This window comes from Labilibacter marinus, assembly GCF_001659685.2.
Taxonomy (GTDB): domain Bacteria; phylum Bacteroidota; class Bacteroidia; order Bacteroidales; family Marinilabiliaceae; genus Saccharicrinis; species Saccharicrinis marinus.
Map to the genome: position 1 here is coordinate 1 of NZ_LXYE02000066.1, position 19,211 is coordinate 19,211.

General features: G+C 36.0%; 17 protein-coding genes. 7 read left to right on the forward strand and 10 right to left on the reverse strand.

The window, feature by feature from the left end; all coding sequences use genetic code 11:
* Positions 1-3,290, reverse strand: a 3,290-nt coding sequence (locus A8L32_RS22555; protein WP_143525208.1) for a Calx-beta domain-containing protein, incomplete at its 3' end; no start/stop codon positions are given.
* A gap of 835 nt (positions 3,291-4,125) precedes the next feature.
* Between A8L32_RS22555 and A8L32_RS22560 the strand changes: the two genes are divergently transcribed.
* From A8L32_RS22560 to A8L32_RS22580, 5 genes are all read left to right on the forward strand, one after another.
* Positions 4,126-4,752, forward strand: coding sequence for a DUF6266 family protein (locus A8L32_RS22560; protein WP_066633521.1), 627 nt, complete (start codon positions 4,126-4,128; stop codon positions 4,750-4,752).
* Positions 4,753-4,876: 124 nt separating this feature from the next.
* A complete protein-coding gene (locus A8L32_RS22565; RefSeq protein WP_066633525.1) occupies positions 4,877-5,731 on the forward strand; it encodes a pyruvate, water dikinase regulatory protein in 855 nt (284 codons plus the stop codon).
* Between the two features lie 465 nt (positions 5,732-6,196).
* On the forward strand, positions 6,197-7,039 hold the full coding sequence (locus tag A8L32_RS22570; RefSeq protein ID WP_066633527.1) for a GTP cyclohydrolase I: 843 nt from the start codon (positions 6,197-6,199) through the stop codon (positions 7,037-7,039).
* A 39-nt stretch (positions 7,040-7,078) separates the two neighbouring features.
* Positions 7,079-7,684 carry a 6-pyruvoyl trahydropterin synthase family protein gene (locus A8L32_RS22575; RefSeq protein ID WP_066633529.1) on the forward strand — a complete coding sequence of 202 codons (606 nt, stop codon included), beginning with the start codon at positions 7,079-7,081 and terminating at the stop codon, positions 7,682-7,684.
* 143 nt (positions 7,685-7,827) lie between these two features.
* Positions 7,828-10,083 carry a sensor histidine kinase gene (locus A8L32_RS22580; RefSeq protein WP_066633531.1) on the forward strand — a complete coding sequence of 752 codons (2,256 nt, stop codon included), beginning with the start codon at positions 7,828-7,830 and terminating at the stop codon, positions 10,081-10,083.
* Here the strand turns inward: A8L32_RS22580 and A8L32_RS22585 are convergent.
* From A8L32_RS22585 to trpS, 9 genes are all read right to left on the reverse strand, one after another.
* Entirely contained in the window at positions 10,069-10,905 is an 837-nt protein-coding gene (locus tag A8L32_RS22585; RefSeq protein WP_066633533.1) for a response regulator, read from the reverse strand. The genes A8L32_RS22580 and A8L32_RS22585 overlap by 15 nt on opposite strands.
* A gap of 133 nt (positions 10,906-11,038) precedes the next feature.
* Positions 11,039-11,344, reverse strand: coding sequence for a hypothetical protein (locus A8L32_RS22590; protein ID WP_066633535.1), 306 nt, complete (start codon positions 11,342-11,344; stop codon positions 11,039-11,041).
* Positions 11,345-11,522: 178 nt separating this feature from the next.
* Positions 11,523-12,020 carry a DUF4252 domain-containing protein gene (locus A8L32_RS22595; RefSeq protein WP_158027286.1) on the reverse strand — a complete coding sequence of 166 codons (498 nt, stop codon included), beginning with the start codon at positions 12,018-12,020 and terminating at the stop codon, positions 11,523-11,525.
* Between the two features lie 108 nt (positions 12,021-12,128).
* On the reverse strand, positions 12,129-13,610 hold the full coding sequence (locus A8L32_RS22600; protein ID WP_066633540.1) for a PspC domain-containing protein: 1,482 nt from the start codon (positions 13,608-13,610) through the stop codon (positions 12,129-12,131).
* 52 nt (positions 13,611-13,662) lie between these two features.
* Entirely contained in the window at positions 13,663-14,637 is a 975-nt protein-coding gene (locus A8L32_RS22605) for a PspC domain-containing protein (protein WP_066633542.1), read from the reverse strand.
* A 15-nt stretch (positions 14,638-14,652) separates the two neighbouring features.
* Positions 14,653-14,979, reverse strand: coding sequence for a PadR family transcriptional regulator (locus tag A8L32_RS22610; RefSeq protein ID WP_066633544.1), 327 nt, complete (start codon positions 14,977-14,979; stop codon positions 14,653-14,655).
* 58 nt (positions 14,980-15,037) lie between these two features.
* The gene (locus tag A8L32_RS22615; protein ID WP_066633546.1) at positions 15,038-15,250 is read right to left on the reverse strand and encodes a hypothetical protein; all 213 of its coding nucleotides are present in this window, start codon (positions 15,248-15,250) and stop codon (positions 15,038-15,040) included.
* Between the two features lie 285 nt (positions 15,251-15,535).
* Positions 15,536-16,558: an aldo/keto reductase gene (locus A8L32_RS22620; protein WP_066633548.1), complete on the reverse strand. Its 1,023-nt coding sequence runs from the start codon at positions 16,556-16,558 to the stop codon at positions 15,536-15,538.
* 118 nt (positions 16,559-16,676) lie between these two features.
* Entirely contained in the window at positions 16,677-17,666 is a 990-nt protein-coding gene (trpS, locus tag A8L32_RS22625; protein ID WP_066633552.1) for a tryptophan--tRNA ligase, read from the reverse strand.
* A gap of 294 nt (positions 17,667-17,960) precedes the next feature.
* Here trpS and A8L32_RS22630 point away from each other — a divergent pair, with 294 nt between their 5' ends.
* Both A8L32_RS22630 and A8L32_RS22635 read left to right on the forward strand, forming a co-directional pair.
* Positions 17,961-18,317 (forward strand): cytochrome c family protein, encoded by a 357-nt coding sequence (locus tag A8L32_RS22630; protein ID WP_075591614.1) that lies wholly within the window; start codon positions 17,961-17,963, stop codon positions 18,315-18,317.
* Between the two features lie 29 nt (positions 18,318-18,346).
* Positions 18,347-19,210 (forward strand): DUF5777 family beta-barrel protein, encoded by an 864-nt coding sequence (locus tag A8L32_RS22635; protein WP_066633557.1) that lies wholly within the window; start codon positions 18,347-18,349, stop codon positions 19,208-19,210.
* Position 19,211 lies beyond the last annotated feature (1 nt).

Here is a 19,211-nt window from a genome sequence, read left to right on the forward strand (position 1 = left end):
TTTAATACTGCGGTTGGATTATTATTAACGGCAGGCACATCATCATTTTGTACTATTCCCTCCCCAATGTCATCAGTAATATTACCAAAACTAGGGTTTGAGATTGTAACAGTAAAACTTTCATCATTTTCAATTGAAGTGTCACCACTAACACTAACTGATATTGTTTGAGAAGTTTCTCCTGCTAATATGGTAATTGTACCTGAACCCGTCGTGATATCAGAATTATCTGTAGGATTAACTGCTCCATGAGCTATTACGTAATCAACTGTTATATTTGAACCGTAAGCATTATCTAAACCTACTGTAAAATCAAAATTTGATGTCCCTGAGTTACCCTCTGCAGCACTAATATCATTTATAGATATATTTATAGAACATGGTCCTACACCATCGTTTAAAACAATGTTATTATAATCATCAGTACATAATGTATTATCTCTTGCTATAATATTATAAGTTGAAGCCGGTAAATTTGAGAAAGTTGCAGATGACTGCCAGTCCCCTCCATTTAATTGATATTCGTAACCGGTACCTGATCCCCCAGAAACTGAAGCAATTATTTCTCCATCTGAACCTCCCAAGCATGTTGGATCTGAAGATGAACTTATACCTGCAGTTAATTCAGGATTTACGGTATAACTTGCACTGTTAGTATTAAGAGACTCACATGTTCCCGAAGATATTTTTTGCATCTTAACAGTAATCGTTTCATTACCTGTAAGCTGTTGCGTTTCTAATGTTATGTCAGAACCATTTGTTGTTGACATTACTGAAAACCCAATAGGACTTCCTGTTGAAAGATCACCTTTCCATGGTGTATATACTACAAATCCTTCAGTATTCTCAACTGTTAGAGACCCCATTTCATTATAACAAATTTCCGAAGGTGTTGGGATAATCGTTAACGTATTAGTTGGAGCGTTACATGCAACTTCAACTATAGCTGATTGATCTGATTCACAGTTCGCTCCCGTAGTTGAGGATACACTCAATTCCGCATTTGCATATAATGGAAAATCCGTATGCAATGTAATACTCCATGCTCCTGAAGCTACCACATCGGTCGCAATTACCGACTGACTTGCATCGGTATAGGCATAATATCCGTCTAAGTATAATGTTACTACATCCCCTTCAGTTCCGCTACCTGAAACAACCAAGTCGCCTTCGGTATATGAGCCAGTAACAACAGCTGTATTCGCAGAAATTGTTCCAATGATTATTGAATTGGAAACATTACTTTGTGGTCGTGAACCATCTGTAGCAAAAGCAGTGATTATGTCTGCAGGGTTTAAACCAAGTCCTGTTACAGTCCATGATCCTGTTTCAGAAATGGCTCCTGTTATTCCTGAACCCGTTCCATTTACATATATTTCTACATTTCCAGATATCTCTTCAACATATCCAGATATCTCTGTTATTGTTGTTGCAGTGCAATAATCGCCTGTTATTGTTGGCGTATTGGTTTGAGATACGACCGTTGATGTTAAAGATAAGTTGGAGGCACATAATCCAGTTTCAAAAGCTCTGGCATATACGCTTTGTCCCTCTGTAAAAGTAAGAGGTGAAGCAGTCCAACTTGTTCCCGTTGCTGTAACTGACGTTACTATTTCATCATCAACAAAAATCTCAACGATAGCTCCTGATCCTGAAGTACCATTAAGTGTGGTTGTACTAGTTAATATTGGACTAGTTGTTATTGTGGGCGTAACAGATGCAGCTACACCTCCATAACACGCACTAGCTGGGTCTGATTCACATGCCCCTGTTTGTTGCTGTGTCATTTCATAATAGCCATCAGCCAAACATGGAGAACCGCTACTACAAGACGAAGTTCCATTACAAGAAAATACCCAAAGATTATATCCTGGGTTTGCTGCATCCGGACCTAAATCAGTAAACAAGTTATTTGCATCCTGAACAATTTCCACTCCATTAAAATATGCCTTAAATATAGCTCCTGGAATATATCCTGTTCCACATACCCCTTTAGCATTTGTTGAAATACCAAACAAAGGTGAACTACATGCTGCACCAATCAATCCATAGTTACAATTGTTATATGATTCTCCATATTGCACTGAATCAGAATATGCTGTTGCATCTGCTAAAGCGCTTGCCACAATTGTATCTCCTAAAGACAAAGTAACTCCCTCCCAGGTTCCATTCCCCGTATTATCTAAAATCCAGCTTCCAATCGCTTCATCCGCAGGAGCTGTTGTCCCCAATAAAGTTAAGGCTGCTCCCACTCTTTTGTAAACTTTAATTGTTGTTGGAGCCAGATATGTTTTTCTTAAACCTGTAGTATAATTTAATTCTGGGTCATATGTCCCTGTTATTACTGTAGACTCAGCGCTGCCCACATAAGGGCAGTTGGTTCTTTGTTTTACCGGCAGGCCATTTCCTAAATCATCAATCGAAATTGGATCAAGCTTGCCGACTAACAAATCGAACATTCCATCATAATTGTAGGCATATTTATCATCATCAATACCCCCTAAATCCGATGCAGCACTATTTCCTATAACAGGATGAGGATTCATCGAAGTGGCAAATAAAAACCTTAATGGAGTACTTGGAGTTACATCTGGAAAGGCTGCTGTTATTTTTGAAAATGGAATAAAGAAATCATAAAAAACATCAATATCTCCATGTTCAGTAGTTAGTGCAACCGATTTTTGTGCATATTGATCGTACGGCAAACCACCTGAAGCTATATCATCAGCCGGATCAATAACAGTAACAGGGTTAATTAAACCATCGATATCATATAATCCAACTCCAAAATTTGTTGCTAAGTCTATTTCTATCTCAAAACCAGGGTTACCATCTACGGCATTGGGATCTGCATTGGGTCCATCAAAACCAAATTTACCATCTGTATCAATTAGTAGGTTATATGATTTTGAGTTTGGGGAAGATCCTCCTAAACGAAACCTAACCAGTAAATTATTACTAGCATCTAATCCCACAAAAACAGCATTATTAGGTTCATCTGGGTTATCTACAATATCGTTAAATGCATGATTCGGTCCCGGCCCAGGATCTGCATTGGGTTCCAACGATATCACCGGAACAGCAACATACGGCAACTCACTTTCTGCTACATCGTCCGATATAAAACCATAAGCATTTACAGATACATACCCATCTTGATTAGGGTCTAACACTAATGCTCCAGCTCCCGTTGCTGGTTTATAAATTAATCCCGGCGTTTGCGAAAATAAAGGCATCGCAAGCATGATCAATATTATCGTTACCCAAAGTTTACTCCTGTTTTGCTTCATAAAAATTATAATTATTCTTTCCTTATTTTTCTCCAAAAAAATCCAATAGCCATTGATACGCAACACTCCTTCTAGAGTTCTATTGTTTTTGCTTATTCTGATTAACAGTCGATATTACCTGACAAATTGGTATTAAAGTACTGCAATTCGATCTATAGTGGATAAATTCTGGCGAGTATACGCTGCTTACACATTGAAGTTTGTAACATTCAGTAAGCAAAAAGTAAACATTACATCTTATCATAGCTTTTTCGGGAGATAACTCTTCAGCTCAAGAAACAAGCATTTACCTACTACAAAGCAACTTAAGCCCTGTCATCATCTAGAACATTCCTCTTCATGTAGGATAACTATTTAGTGATTTTTCACTCTGAATCCTGAGTTTAATATGAAATCACATGCTTAGACCACTTGTTAAATAGACTAGTGCCCAATTTTAAAAATAGTTCTGCTTTTCAACTCCCTTGAAGTTACACTGCGATGTAAAGACCGCCTCTATTGTTTACTACCACCTTAGGATATTAAATAACTCCAGAGAGATTAACTACTAATAGAGTCTGGAATTCCAGAACAATTCTTACAATCCCTATTAAAGTGTTTTATCAGTCAGTTATATCATAAACATTAAGCCTCAAGGAAGATTCGTAATAACTGGCACACTGCTGCGCAATAAACATAGATATAAGTAAGACTAAACTCAGACCAAACTCACATAATTGTGAGTTTGGTCTGAGTTTAGTATGTGTTTCATCAGGCTTGGCACAGAACTTGTTTCGACTCATACTAGGAATAGAACCCTATGTTTTGTAACAACTAACCTTTAACTAATTCAAGCATGGCACGATTAAAAACAAATATTCTGGATGGAGGCTCAGGAACCATTGGCAATGTTGTAATGTACCAATGGAGAGGAATATCCTGTATGAGGTCAAAACCTTCTTATTATTACGACAAAAAAAGCATTGCGCAACTACGCCAAAGGCAAAAGATGACTCTAGTACATAGTTTTTTACGATGCTTTGTTCCCTATTTAAATGATACTTTCTACGAAAACGGAATAGGACGATCTCCATACCAGTCTGCACAATCATATAATCTTAAATATGGTATAAGTGGTAATTATCCCAATCAATATGTTGATTTAAGAAAGGCTTTGATCGCGAAAGGAGATCTTCCGCTGCCTAATAATTTACGTGCTGTAAAAAGTGCGGACCAATTAATAATTAGTTGGGATATCGATAACGAATTGAGTACTAACCTGCAGCATAATGGGCTTAGGCTTTATTGGAATAGAGCAGATGGCACTAGTCATGCCAAATCAATAAATACAAAAGTCAAAAGGATAGAAGGCCAATATATTTTAGATTTAATACCTTTAAAATATGCCAATGAAATAAATATTTGGGCCGTATTCTTCCATACTCAGAACAAAGAGATAAGTAATAGCCAACTATTATTGTAAACAATAGGCTTACAAATATATTTTTGACACTCATAAATACACTTGCTTTTTTGAAAGTACTTGCTGCTTTGAATTGTTGCGAGAGTAGGAAGATTATTTTATCTTAAAGCAAAAATCTACTGCTATGGAAGAAAATTCAAACATGCCTCCTATTTACATCGTTTCTGGAGGAAAAGGAGTTGCTGGAAATACCTTGGTTCAGTCTATGCTAATTCAATATCCTAAGCATAAAATACCGGTTATAATAGAACCTGAGGTGAGCACACAAGAGCAGATTGATAAAATAACAGATAAGGTGATTGAAAAAAATGGTGTAATTGCACACACCATGGTTGACCATGTAGCCCGAAGAAAACTGATTGACACCTGTGAAAAAAAGGAAATCAGGCATTTTGACCTAGTGGGTAACATGACGGATTACCTGGACACTGTGCTGGATATGAAACCCGTGGAACAGCCTGGTCTTTTCCGTTTACGCGATATGGAATATTACCGCAGGGTACGAGCCATTGAATTTACCATGCAGCACGATGATGGCCAGCATGTAGATAAATTAGCTACCGCCGATATAGTACTAGCAGGAGTTTCCAGAACAGGAAAAACTCCTTTGAGTATTTATTTAGCTATGTTTGGTTGGAAGGTAGCTAATGTGCCTATAGTACCTGGCACACCTGTACCAGAAACCTTATTCCAAATTGATCCTAAACGCGTTTTTGGTCTAACTATTTCTATGGCGTATTTAATTGCCCAACGTAGCAGTAGAGTAAACCGAATTCATATGGATCCTAACTCTGATTATATCGATCGTCGTAAGGTTAGAATGGAACTAGATTATGCAGCCAACCTATATAAAAAAGGAGGTTTTACGGTTTTAAATATCACCAATAAACCAGTTGAATTTACGGCAAATGAAATTCTAACGATCCTAACATCACGCTTTGGTAGCGAAAAATGGAAACTAGACGAAGATCAGCACTAATACCAATATCCCAATGATATTAGCGCTATAACTCCATTCTATTAAGTGTATTCTACGTTGTAAAACATCACCATAGCTATGGCTATGACTCAATTTTACGCCTTGTATAAACTTAATATCTCTGAAATTATTTAACGCTAACCTCAAAGCTAAATTGATATAAGTGACTAGATAAAGAAGGATTGACAGTTGATCAATCCTTTTTTAATATATTTTTAACATACTCGACCCTCCAACACAAACTACTGATTTACAACAACCAAAACTCATTCACCCTTCCTAAATATCATTATTGTTCACTATTTATGTAGTTTTACTTAAACAATATTTAAACTTCATCGTTCTTCTTACAAACAATAACTATTAAAAACAGTTATTTATCTTGAAGGAAATGCATTTATGACAAAGCGAGTCAGTGCAATATCTTTATTAAGAATATGTGACAACAGAAAAGAAATATTAGATATGAAGGAAGTAATTGTAAAAACAGGAATAAGAAATACAAGGCCTCATCAAGTAGATAAGGTAAGTGGATTAAAGTCTGAAAGCAATGGACAATTCGATTACTTGAAAGATTTTGTTGCGAAAAGATTTGAACAGAAATACCCGTCGATGGATTTCTTGACGGCTTGGATTGAATATAACCATCTGCAGGATTTTAAGATATCAGATAACGTAGAATCGGTTGGCGGTATATCGGAACAAGCGCACTATATTATGCGAGTGATTACCGAATATCATATTGGGCAAGCCTTTAAGGCCATGAAGATAGACATGAATGATCCTAATGTAGGTGGCGAGAAAGGTACGCCTTATCGGGTAGCTAAAATGTATTGTGGTGATGACCTAAATGATGATTCAGAATTATTATCAGGACGTTGGTCGCACAGACCCCACATGGCTAGTTTCCCTAATGAGAGTGGACAAAAATATCCCATTACAAAACGTGTGGATATCGTTTCGGTATGCTCGCATCACACTGCTCCTTTTAGTACGCTTTTCAGAGATGGATCGTATGCCGTAATTAGCTATATTCCTGACGAAAAGGTTTTGGGCATCTCAAAATTACAACGCATAGTTGATTGGGTAGCACGCAGAGGTCATTTGCAAGAGAACCTGACTAAGATGATTTACGACGAGGTTAGTAAAGCCGCAGAAACAAAATCGGTATATGTAAAACTAAGTGGATTAGTACACACCTGCGAATCATTAAGAGGAACACAAAGTAACGAGGGTGCTTTTACCAGTGAATATTACGATGGCGGGTTTACAAATTATGATTTACGAAGAGAAGTTTCTTCTCAGTAAACAGAGAGCAATTAATCAGACAACAAATAAACAAACAACATGATCATTAGAAAGAAATTTAAGTTTGAGGGGGCGCATATTGTACGGGACTGCTCAAGCGATAGATGCAAAAAATCATTACATGGCCATAGTTATGTGGTAGAGGTATTCCTTACTTCTACAAAACTTGATTTTGGCCAAATGATATACGACTTTGGCTTAACCAAAGGAACCATTAAAGATATTGTGGATAGCTTTGACCACGCCTATGCTATGTGGAGTAAGGAAAGCGATGAATTTAAAACCTTTATCAGAGGGAATAGCGATAGGGTAGTTGAAATGCCTGTATCACCATCGGCAGAGTGCTTTTCGTTAAGCTTATTATTTATGATTGATAAGATACTTAAGGCAACAGAATTTAAAAATGGAGAAGGTGAAGTGAGTGTGAAATCGGTTAGAGTGCATGAAACTGAAACAGGTTATGCAGAAGCTTTTCAGGAAGATTTGGAATGGTTTAATTTTTCTTTGGATGACATTGTTTTTAGCGATGCCATAAAAAGCGAATGGAATGACCCTAAAATGTATGATAAGTTAATTTCCTACCACAGTCAATCAACTACTTCAAAACCGTTTATCAACCCTATTGTTGAGCGAAAATTTGAATAGTTATATTGTATAATCAGGATGAAATCAATATACTTCGTCCTGATTACATTACTCTTCCGCAACTTTCTACTGATACAATTATAGATTCAGAGCAAATTTTAATAGTTTCGTTATAGCATTGCTATAATCCTATTTCTGAAAAAATGATTCGTATCTCCTTATCCCTATTGCTACTATTTTCTGTATGTTATACAAAATGTTATTCGAATAATATACTGCAGAAAACACTTAAAAATTGTAGTGCAACCTTTGAAGGAGATGAGCTTGAAAAACAGATTTTTGAGATAGAAGGAGTGGCTAAGTTTATTCCACATCAGTTTATCGATAGTCCTCAAGAAATGAATACTCATTTAACTCAGGATATTTCCTTAATTCAAAGTTGGAACAATCAACCCGATTCTCTACATAAACTGCCAGCCTTTGGGTATGGAACTTACTATTTCAATATTACAATACCTGAAAAATATGTGGGTAGAAATTTTATTATTAGACCCAATCATTTTATAGCTTATGCTTCGCAAATAATGATTAATGGTCAGCAGGTATGCCACAACGGTTATGTGGGTGTTTCATCTTCCGACACTAACTATTTGCCTTACCGAAACACTATTGTCAACTCATTTACAGCAGACCAAAGCCATTTACATGTTGTTATATGGGTTTCAAACTTCGATCACTTTAGAGGAGGTATCTTTAACCCTATTCAATTTGGTTTGGCCAAAAACATGATAATTGAACGAGAAAGAAACATCAGCAAAGATTTATGGGTCATCATATGCCTTGTCGTTATGTTCTTATATCACCTTATCATATTTTTTGTGAATACAAGAGAGAGAACTGCATTGTATTTTAGTTTGACTTGTTTAATATTCGCTGTGGATTTCTCCTTCCAGGATTCCATGTCTTTTTTTCTGTATTTCCCTCAATCAAGTTTTAAACTAGGCTATATTCTGCACCACTCTATGCCTTATCTGCTGCCCTCTTCGTTTGTGTTTTTTCTGCATTCACTATTTCCCAACGAGGTTTCTATAAAAATAAGGAATATCACAGGTGTAATCACCATCGCATTAATTGCAGCCACTATAATCCTTGATAGTTCTTTAATTCAATATATTGCACGCCCTCATTATGCCTATGTATTAATGATTGTATTCTACGTTTACTACGTATCAATCAAAGCACTAAAAAATAAACGTGAAGAATCGAAGCTGTTTTTTATATCGTATTTGCTTTTTTCGCTGTTGGCGATAAATGACATTTTATATGTTTCAGAAATTATTCATACCGCAAGCCTTGTATCTACTGGGCTTATAGCCTTCGTTTTTCTTTTATCTATTATACAAGGAAGGCGCTTGGCAAATATGTACAACAAAAACCTACACTTATCAAACAACCTTAAAGAACTCAACGTGTCGTTAGAGAAAAAAGTGATTGATAGAACTCATAAGTTAAACGAGAACATTAATCAGATGAATAAGCTAACGCAGTTTAAAGAGGATATGACCAATATGGTTATTCATGATTTAAAGGCTCCTATTAATAGCATTATTAATGCAGAAATTATTCCTGACCATAAGGATAGAAACCTGATGGTAAAACGATCGGGATATAACATGCTTAATATGGTAGAAAACATTTTAGATGTTTACAAAGCTGAAAATACAGAATTGACTCTTTTTAAGCAGGATTTTAAGTATTCCGAATTAATGGATCAAGTGATGGAAGAGATTGGTTACTCGCTTCAAGCACATTCTATCAATTTACAAGAAGTCAATCGATTAAACTACCTAATAAATGGGGATAAAAATATATTGCAACGGGTTATTATCAACATCATTTCTAATGCAATTAAGTTTGCTCCTACAGGAAGTATCATACGAATGAAATCCATTTTAAATAATGGTGGTGTTTTAAAAATAAGCATTTCGAATGATGGTCCTGCTATTCCTGCAAAAGAGCAAAAGACTATCTTCGATCGCTTTAAACAAACCAAACAAGGTATTCAAAAGTCCGGTTCAACAGGCATAGGGCTTACCTTTTGCAAATTAGCTGTGGAGACCCATGGTGGACAAATTGGTGTAATTTCAGAAAATAAAGGAGCCGAATTTTGGATAGAGATTCCTCATGTAAAAGAGGTCAATTATAATTACCTCTTAGAATCCGAAAATAAAACCAAGCTACGCTTAAGCGAGGCGAATAAAACATACCTCAAACCATTTATCACTCAGCTAAAGCAACATAAAGCATTTGAAATTTGGGAAATCAATCAGATTATTAAAACAATTAATCGTACAGATGCCGGTATTGATAAGTGGTTAAAACTGCTGGAAGCGATTATTTATTCCGGAGACGATAAAGCTTTTCAGGATGCCTTAATTATGGGTTTAAAATTTAGCTAAATGAACTTCTAAATTATCGCCACTCGGTAGGTTTATTTTTTTTCGTAAACGATATCGGGAAACTTTAACGCTATCCGTTGTTTGATTCAGAACAGATGCAATCTCTTTATTCGTCATTCCTAGTTTTATGAACGAGCATAATTTTAGCTCCCCAGGAGTTAGTTTAGGATACTTCTTTGTTAAGTTTTTTTCAAAATCAGCATGTACTTTCGAAAAGGATAAACTAAATCTATTCCATGACTCTTGACTGTTTTGTTGCTCTAACTCATTTTTTAAATGCAATAAGTCCTTTTTTGCCTTTTCGGGATGGGCATCAATTTCAATACCTATATTATCGATAGTATTACCAATGCTTTTTAAAAACTGGCTACTCTTTACAATTGAAAGCGCATTTTCGGTAAGCTCCTTATCTTTTTGTTTTACGATCTGATTATAATAATCGTTCAGCAACACAGCCGATTTGGAACGAGCCACTAATTCTATTGGATCTAACGGTTTGCGAATATAATCAATCGCTCCCGCCTCTAATGCAATTTTTAAATGTTCGTTGGTAAGCATTACTCCTGTGGCTATAATTACAGGAATATCTTTTAAAGCCTCATCCTCTTTTATCTGTTTAATTAAATCAAGCCCCATTAACTTAGGCATTTCCCAGTCTGTAATTATTAAGTCGGGCTTTATCTGCAAAGCAATTTCCAATGCATTTTCTGAGTTACTACATTGGTAAGTCTTATATGAGGGTAGATACTCCGCATACACCGACACCATAAGTTTTAGGTTGTCAACAGAGTCATCAACTATCAATATTTTGGGGCTATTCATAAATCCAAATTGTTAACCTGAGCAAGTTCTTAAATTACAATAAAGAAAATACTTCAAAATTGTAATATTGAATTCAGTTGGTAAGCAAAAAGTAAACACTTTATTAAAACTAACTTGCTCTAACACTCTGTTTTCAGCATACAATAACTATCATGCTTACTAAAGCAGCTAAAACAATTACGGTTACAATTGTGCCTATTCCAGAATAAAGCCACGCTTTACGCTGTTTCTGAATCGTTTTCTTTCTAATCTTAGCTTTAATTTTTTCCAGTTCTTCCTGACTAATATCCTTTTTACGAAAATCGATATGATGTGTTTTTCGAATCTCTTCTTGGTAGGCATCTTTTATATCTCTCATTCTCTCCATACGCTTTCTTCTGATAGAATCGTTATAGCGAGAACGTTTGATCATATCTAATACATGTCCTGCTGAGCTCATAGGGTTAGTTTTTGCTAGTTAATAACAATATAAAGATATATAAATATTGCCATTGGTCATTTACAAAAGTACTCCTAAAGCTATTTTGCTTACAAGAAAAGAGCCTGTCGCCACTCTATAACGAATGAAGCGGACAGGCTCTTCCTTTTACTTTATAAACTCCCTGTAACTCCCTACTCTACTTATAGTCTTCCATTTTATCTTTGAGTTTATCTACATCATCAATTTTAAAGTCACCAAAGAAGGACAACAACACCCCGTTTTTTTCTCCCTGAAAAATCACGTGACACTCATACACTTTGCGGCCCTTACGATGCACCCAAACTTCTGAATCTTCATCGTTATCATCATCCTCCACTAAGGAGTACTTTCCCTTTTTCATGTATTTACGAACCTGATCAACAAACTCAACATCAGGTGCTACTTCAGGCTTAAACAGCACTACCTTTACTTCGTGTAAATCACCAGTTACTTTATGTTCCTCTCCATCTTCATCGCTCTCCACATCAAAATCCACAAAGTTTAAAAGATTTTTAGATAGCGATAAATAAGTCACCTCATCTCGACCTCTAAAATCATTAAACATCTTTTCTGCCACTTTCTGCTGTGCAAAAATGGATAAACTATTAATTCCTACTAACAGTATGACGATTGATATTCTTAAAACATTCTTCATATTTCTAATATTTAGTAAAACCAAAATAACCATTGCAAATTTCAATCATACTTTTATCTGCTCTGGCCACGCTAGCTTCATTGTTAATTGGTTTAAGTTTAATACTTGTTAATCTAAATTATCATATACAACCCATTCCAGTTCATCGGCTACCTCAACTTTTACACCTTCAGGAACGGTAATCACCACAGTCAGTTTTTGATCTCTAATCTTACTGTTTTCTTGAATGGTAAATACAGGATCGATGCTAATTATACTATCTTTCTGCATCCAGAAGAACTCAATATTATCACAATTTTGAAGTGCATTAGAAAGTGACCTTCCTCGTGCCATTTTCTTAATATCCATAGCAAACTCATCACCTCTAACCAACTCTATTCGTGGCCTACCTTGTATATGCACTTTTTCATCTGCCAAGTACACATCTAAACGGTTAACATCAAATAAGTGCTCTTGATATTCAGGAATATGTGTTTGTGTATTTGCATTTAGGTAAATAGTGCTATCCTGCGGAATTGTTAATTGCTCCTTTTTATATTTGTCCTCGGTAACCGAGAATTCGCGAGCCACTCTAGCTGTTGTATACACCACCAATATTAGTCCTGCCAACCAAAGTACTAATGCCGAAATTCCTACCACTCTATTTCCTGATCTAAACCTAAATACAAGTCTAAACCCTAAGTAGAAAAGCAATAAAATTGGAATACACGTGACTAATACAATACCTATGGAGCCAATAATCATATCCGAACTCGCCAGAAAATATCCAGGTAAGGAGGTATAATAATTTCCTAATCCTGAGAAATCGAAAAAGGTAAATCCAAAGGTGAAAGTTAAGATAAGCGAAACCAGTGCGGCCAAGGTTCCAACCATAATAGCCACGCCTAATATCGACAACAGAATTCTTACTGTAGTTCGCAAAGCATTACCCATAGCGTCTGTTCCTTTTGAAAAAGAGCCAGAAAAATTTTGGTAGGTCTGCGACTGTTTAAACTTTTCCGAAACTTCCTGATATTCGTTTCTAATATTTTGCTCCCAAGCTTCGTAACTTGCAGGCCCCTTCATTTCAAGCTTTTGCGTAATGGTTAATGCTTTGGGCATCACAATCCACAATACAATATACACGGGTAACGATGCACCATAAAGAATAAAAGTGATTAAAAAGATGATTCTAAAAACCAGTGGGTCAATATCGAAATATGCACCCAAACCACCACAAACACCACCTAAATACCTGCTATCCGTATCTCGATATAATCGTTTTCTGTAAATAGGAGCTGCAGCCGATGAACTGGACGAATTAGAAGAGGATGCTTGCGGCTCTTCCTCGTCGGCAATATCCTGAGGCTCGCCCATGGTGGTTATTACTTCTTCCACCTCAGTTAAAGTAATTACCTCTTCTGCACTTCTTTTTTTACCGCTAAATAATTCGGCAATACGCGCTTCAATATCTGCTACAATCTCTTTAGCCTCATCCTTATCCGAAAAGCTATTCTCTATTTTTTTAAGATATTGATTAAGCTTATCATACGCATCTTCATCAATATGAAAAGCGAATCCGTTTAGGTTTATATATAATGTTTTCTTCATTTTTTTTAGTATTTAGATATGAATCCCAGTTGATATCTAACGTTTACACTGCTTAGCAGAGCATAAATACACTGCCCATTAAAAAACCTACCACTTTTAAACCTATAATGGCTAAAAACATAAATGCAATAAAGTAGATAATAATCTTAAACAGTGATTTAAATATTAATCCTATTATTAGGAGTACAAAAATGGTAACCAAAAAACCAGGAAAATGAAAGAATGGCATATGCCCTAGTTGAAAATTAACATGATGTACAAAATCCTGATGGTACCAATTTATATCAGCTAGGCCACCTAGAAAAAAAAAAGCTCCAACTATTGCTATGATGGAAATGATTGTTTTATCGCGTTTGGTAAACTTGCTCCACCAGGTTTCGCCTTTTCTGTAGGCATTGGTATTCCGTACCTTACTAAACCGTTGCTTTACGTCTTCGTATTCATTACGAATAGCTTTTTCAATATTACTAATAGTTACATTCTCGCCTCGCATTTCAAGCTTTTGAGCTGTTGTGATGGCAGCAGGAACCACAATCCAAAGAATAATATAAATAGGAATAGTCATACCTAAACCCAGAAAGATAAACAACACAAATAAAATACGTACCAGTACTGGATCGATATTTAAATAGGCAGCAATACCGCCACAAACACCACCAAGCACTCTGCTGTCAATATCTCTGAACAACCTCTTATTAGCCTTACCATAAGTATACTTCGCATATTCTTGCTTAGACTCCTTACGTTCCTTAAACTCTTCTCCTTCGTCATCAAACTCCTCAGGCTGTCCCATTTTGGCAATAATTTCATCCACCATATCCATGGTAACCACACCCGATTTTTCCGAAATTCTATCTCCCAACAATTCAGCAATTCGGCTTTCTATATCGTTAATAATCTCCTGGCCTTCGTCTTGCTTTTTGAAGTAACGCTCCAGTTTATCCAGGTATTCTCGTAAACGAGCAAAGGCATCATCATCGATGTAAAACACTCTGCCGCTCAAATTAATGTTTAATGTTTTTTTCATGACTATATGCTTTTACTATTTGTTTTTCACAATATCTACTGCATCCACTAATTCATTCCACGATGCATCTAATTCTGATAAAAATCCTCTACCTTTTTCGGTCAGTTCGTAATACTTACGTGGCGGTCCTTGTGTTGACTCTTCCCATCTATAAGTCAGCAGTTCTGCATTTTTTAAACGGGTTAGTAAAGGGTAAAGCGTACCCTCAACAACAATCATCTTTGCCTCCTTCAACTCACTAATTACATCAGAAGCATACTTATCGCTACGTGAAAGGATAGCCAGAATACAATATTCTAATACTCCCTTTCTCATCTGCGCTTTTGTATTTTCTACCTTCATATCTAATTCCTCCTATTGACTTAGTAAACAGTATTGATTACCTCGTTCCTAAATTTTATTACAATCTTATTGAGCGTTCCCTGCCTATTTTAAAGTCTACTGAAACTTCACTTGTATCAAACACATCGTTAATATCAATGGCGTGTTGTTCTATAAACTCAACCTCGTTATTTAATAAGGTATGTTTTGCAGGTAGTACCGGAACAATCAGCGTTAATCCTAAGATTACAGCTGACAAAACTATCATTACTCTATTTCCGGATGTTTTCATGTCTACTATATTTTTATAATACCTTCTATTACCCTGAATATTGTATTACAAATATATGTCTTTTACTAGGTACTATGCAATACATATTACTGTATTTTTTCCATTTATTTTCACAACACACACCTTAATGCCTCATTTACTGCTAATTAATGAATATATAAAATTTCATATTTATTTGGCTAATAATCATAATACCAAGGTGTTTTGACTAAATAACTTCAAAACAGAGCAAAAAAAAGAGCCAAGAATTACATCCTGACTCCATCTTTTTTCGAAAATTGATATTTATCCTAAAGAATAATCTCTATCTTTTTTATAATACTCTACTTTTTTCAATAATGGATAATCACTTATTTTCGCTAATAGGTTCTTTCGATATTCTTCATCTACCTGACTCATCCTTTTTACAAATTCTATCTTTTCCTCCAACATGCTAACATTATCCGTTCCTACAATTAAAGAACTAATTGGCATGGTCCAAGCAAATTGAATAGCTTCCTCAACAGAAATTACATCGGGGATTAAAGGCGTTTCTGTTTGCCATATTTCTCTTCCAAAACGAAGCTTCTTCTCAAAAAACCGACCATCTGCTAAGGATTTCATACCTAGAACAGCTATGTTTTGTTTGTTTAGCTGAGGCAACACATGATTGATAAAACTAGGATCACTATAGGCATCAATTACATTAATGGGCATTTGAGCTGTTGAAAAGAGTCCACTCCCTTCAGCTTGCTCTAGCATACGCAACATAGCACGCGGACTGTTGTGACAGGTGAAACCAGCATACCTAATCTTTTTTTCTTTTAGAGCTTCCTCAACTGCCTTTAACACACCATTATTAATTCTGCTATCAACATCTTCAGGATTCTTTAGGCTATGCAGCTGCCATAAGTCTACTTGGTCTGTTTTCATTCTGCTTAAGGAACGTTCTAATTCCTCCTTGGCCGTTTTATAATCTTTAGCCCCAGACTTAGTCATAATAAAAACCTCATCTCTATATTTAGGCACTAAAAACTTACCATATCGTTTCTCCGACTCCCCTTTGTGATAATCGTGTGCATTATCAAAAAAGCGAATTCCTTTCTCTATGGCTTTTTCTATCATAGCCTGCGCTTCCGCTTCGGAAGGCTGACCAATATGAAATCCTCCAAGCCCCAACATGGTTATTTTTTCGCCCGTATTACCCAATTTTCGATAAGGTAATATAGCGCCATACTTATCCTTTTGTGATAATATACTCGGCCATGGCAACATCACTCCCGAAGTCAGCATGGCCATTTTCATTAAAAACTCTCTGCGTGATTGCATAACTAATTTGTTTTAATCAGTTTAAGTTACGAATTGAAAATGGCTAAGTCAAAAAGGAATGGACATAAAAAAGCCGTGAGAAAATTCCCACGGCTCTTAACAGTACTATTATATGAGTTTAGAATCTTTTAATTCCAATTATTTCTCTGAGTTCTTTAACGGTTTTTTCAGCACTAGCCTGGGCTTTTTCTCTACCCATTTTAACCACCTTGTTTAAATAATCACTATCCGCTTTTATATCTTCAATTCTTTCGCGTATTGGTGTAGTAAACTTGATGATATCCTCAGCTAATTGCTTTTTAAGATCGCCATAACGAATTTCGCAGCTAGCATATTTTTCTTGAAAAAACTGCAATGTATCTGATGTAGAAACTACATCCATCAAGGTAAATAGATTTTGAATCGGTTCTGAAACAGGTGAGTTAGGCTCTGTAGGACCACTATCTGTAACCGCTCTCATCACCTTTTTTTGCAATGGCTTTGGCTCATCTGCCAGGTAAATTCCATTACCCTCCGATTTACCCATTTTACCCGACCCATCTAAACCTGGAATTTTAACTAATGCCTCACCATAGTTAAATGATTGAGGTATCTTAAAATAATCCTGTTTGTACATATGATTAAAACGCCCTGCAAACTTACGTGTCATCTCCAGGTTTTGCTCCTGGTCTTTACCTACAGGTACTTTATCTGCCTTGTGAATTAAAATATCACAAGCCATTAAAACAGGATAAGTCAATAAGCCTGCATTTACATTCTCTGGTTGCTTACGAGCCTTGTCTTTAAACGAAGTGGTACGCTCCAATTCGCCCAAATATGCATTCATGCTCATTAATAAGGACATTTCTGCAATGGCCGGCACATCACTCTGAACATAGATAGTCGATTTTTCTGGATCCAATCCACAAGCTAAATATTCAGCTAAAACCTGGCGAACATTATTATGCAAGTTTTCAGGCGTTGGATGGGTGGTTAATGAGTGATAATCTGCAATAAAAAAATAACAGTTATACTCATCTTGCATACGCAAAAAGTTTTTTACCGCTCCAAAATAATTCCCTAAATGTAAGTTTCCGGTTGGCCGGATACCGCTTACTACCGTTTGCATAATATATTACTTTAATTGATTCTTCTTAAATATTTTGACCGACAAAAATCGCAAAATTTTCTTAAAACATGACCATTGCAATGATTTATTTCAGGAAAAACCTAAGAATCTACATTTAGCTATATACAAAAAGACTACCTCCTGAAAAAACACCTTAAAAAGACTAACAAAACCTTGTTGTAAAATAGCCCTACTAAATAAAAAGGATTAAAAACTCTTTTTTTATTTAAAAATCTGTCAGGAATTTTTCTGTGACCGACTATACCGGCAAACATCACAGAAAACTCATGAATTATGAAACATACACTCCTTACTTTTTTAACCATAGCTTTGCTTATATCGTCGTGCTCTAACGACAATCAGGAAGAATTTTATGATGCGTCAGAATGCGACACTTCAAATGTTACTTTCTCAGCCACTATAGATCCTATTATTTCCCGCAACTGTAAATCATGCCATGGTGTGGGTAATGGAACAGGCATTACCCTGGTTAGCTATAGCGACATCAAAAAACATGTGGACAATGGTAAGCTGATGGGCTCTATAAAACATTTACCTAGCTATAGTCCAATGCCACAAGGCGGAAAACTAGATGATTGTACCATCTCCAAATTAGATGCATGGATAGCCAATGGCGCATTGGATAATTAAACAAGCCTTCAACTATAAAAACTTATTTTATGAAATACATACTATCAATACTATACATTTTTGCCATCCCGTTTTTGCTTGTTGCACAAAGCGATGATGAATTAATAGACGATTTATTGGGCGAAGAAAGCTCTGTAGTAAGTAGCACTTTTAAAACTTCTAGGGTAATCAACGGTCATTCGGTAGAGCAGCCTGCCAAAGGAGAAATGGACTTTAGAATTTCGCACCGCTTTGGTCAGTTAAACACAGGTTCCTACGATTTATGGGGATTAGATCAGGCAACCATTCACTTTAGCTTAGAATATAGTCCGCTAGATTATTTAACTATTGGGATTGGCCGAAGTAGCTACAGAAAAACCTATGATGGATATGCCAAGCTAGCCATTTTAAAACAACAAGCAGGTATGCCTTTCTTTTTATCTTATGTAGCCACTACCGAAATAGTCACCCTAAAAAATGAAATTCCTGATTACGAGTTTAAGCACCGTGTAGGATATGTACACCAATTATTGATAGCCCGTAAATTTTCCAAGAACTTTAGTTTACAGCTTTCCCCAACCTTAGTTCATAAAAACCTGGTACCTGAAGCGGGTATGAAAAACAACATTATGTCCTTGGGAATTGGAGCTCGATATAAACTAAGCAAACGCCTAAGTGTAAATGCCGAAACCTTTTTAACCGATTTTGGTCCAATGCCAGAGGGTATTGAATATCACCAGCCCATTTCTTTAGGAATAGATTTAGAAACGGGCGGTCATGTTTTCCAGATCATGGTAACCAATAGTTTACCGATGCGCGAAGTAGGTTTTATTACCGAAACTGCAGGTGACTTTTTTAAAGGAGATATCCACTTAGGGTTCAACATATCGAGAACCTTCAATTTACACAAATAAA

Excerpts from the sequence above, each read along its gene's own strand:
- A8L32_RS22560 (WP_066633521.1), top strand. The coding sequence starts at position 4,126 with ATGGCACGATTAAAAACAAATATTCTGGATGGAGGCTCAGGAACCATT.
- A8L32_RS22565 (WP_066633525.1), top strand. The coding sequence starts at position 4,877 with ATGGAAGAAAATTCAAACATGCCTCCTATTTACATCGTTTCTGGAGGA.
- A8L32_RS22570 (WP_066633527.1), top strand. The coding sequence starts at position 6,197 with ATGAAGGAAGTAATTGTAAAAACAGGAATAAGAAATACAAGGCCTCAT.
- A8L32_RS22575 (WP_066633529.1), top strand. The coding sequence starts at position 7,079 with ATGATCATTAGAAAGAAATTTAAGTTTGAGGGGGCGCATATTGTACGG.
- A8L32_RS22580 (WP_066633531.1), top strand. The coding sequence starts at position 7,828 with ATGATTCGTATCTCCTTATCCCTATTGCTACTATTTTCTGTATGTTAT.
- A8L32_RS22585 (WP_066633533.1), bottom strand. The coding sequence starts at position 10,905 with ATGAATAGCCCCAAAATATTGATAGTTGATGACTCTGTTGACAACCTA.
- A8L32_RS22590 (WP_066633535.1), bottom strand. The coding sequence starts at position 11,344 with ATGAGCTCAGCAGGACATGTATTAGATATGATCAAACGTTCTCGCTAT.
- A8L32_RS22595 (WP_158027286.1), bottom strand. The coding sequence starts at position 12,020 with ATGAAGAATGTTTTAAGAATATCAATCGTCATACTGTTAGTAGGAATT.
- A8L32_RS22600 (WP_066633540.1), bottom strand. The coding sequence starts at position 13,610 with ATGAAGAAAACATTATATATAAACCTAAACGGATTCGCTTTTCATATT.
- A8L32_RS22605 (WP_066633542.1), bottom strand. The coding sequence starts at position 14,637 with ATGAAAAAAACATTAAACATTAATTTGAGCGGCAGAGTGTTTTACATC.
- A8L32_RS22610 (WP_066633544.1), bottom strand. The coding sequence starts at position 14,979 with ATGAAGGTAGAAAATACAAAAGCGCAGATGAGAAAGGGAGTATTAGAA.
- A8L32_RS22615 (WP_066633546.1), bottom strand. The coding sequence starts at position 15,250 with ATGAAAACATCCGGAAATAGAGTAATGATAGTTTTGTCAGCTGTAATC.
- A8L32_RS22620 (WP_066633548.1), bottom strand. The coding sequence starts at position 16,558 with ATGCAATCACGCAGAGAGTTTTTAATGAAAATGGCCATGCTGACTTCG.
- trpS (WP_066633552.1), bottom strand. The coding sequence starts at position 17,666 with ATGCAAACGGTAGTAAGCGGTATCCGGCCAACCGGAAACTTACATTTA.
- A8L32_RS22630 (WP_075591614.1), top strand. The coding sequence starts at position 17,961 with ATGAAACATACACTCCTTACTTTTTTAACCATAGCTTTGCTTATATCG.
- A8L32_RS22635 (WP_066633557.1), top strand. The coding sequence starts at position 18,347 with ATGAAATACATACTATCAATACTATACATTTTTGCCATCCCGTTTTTG.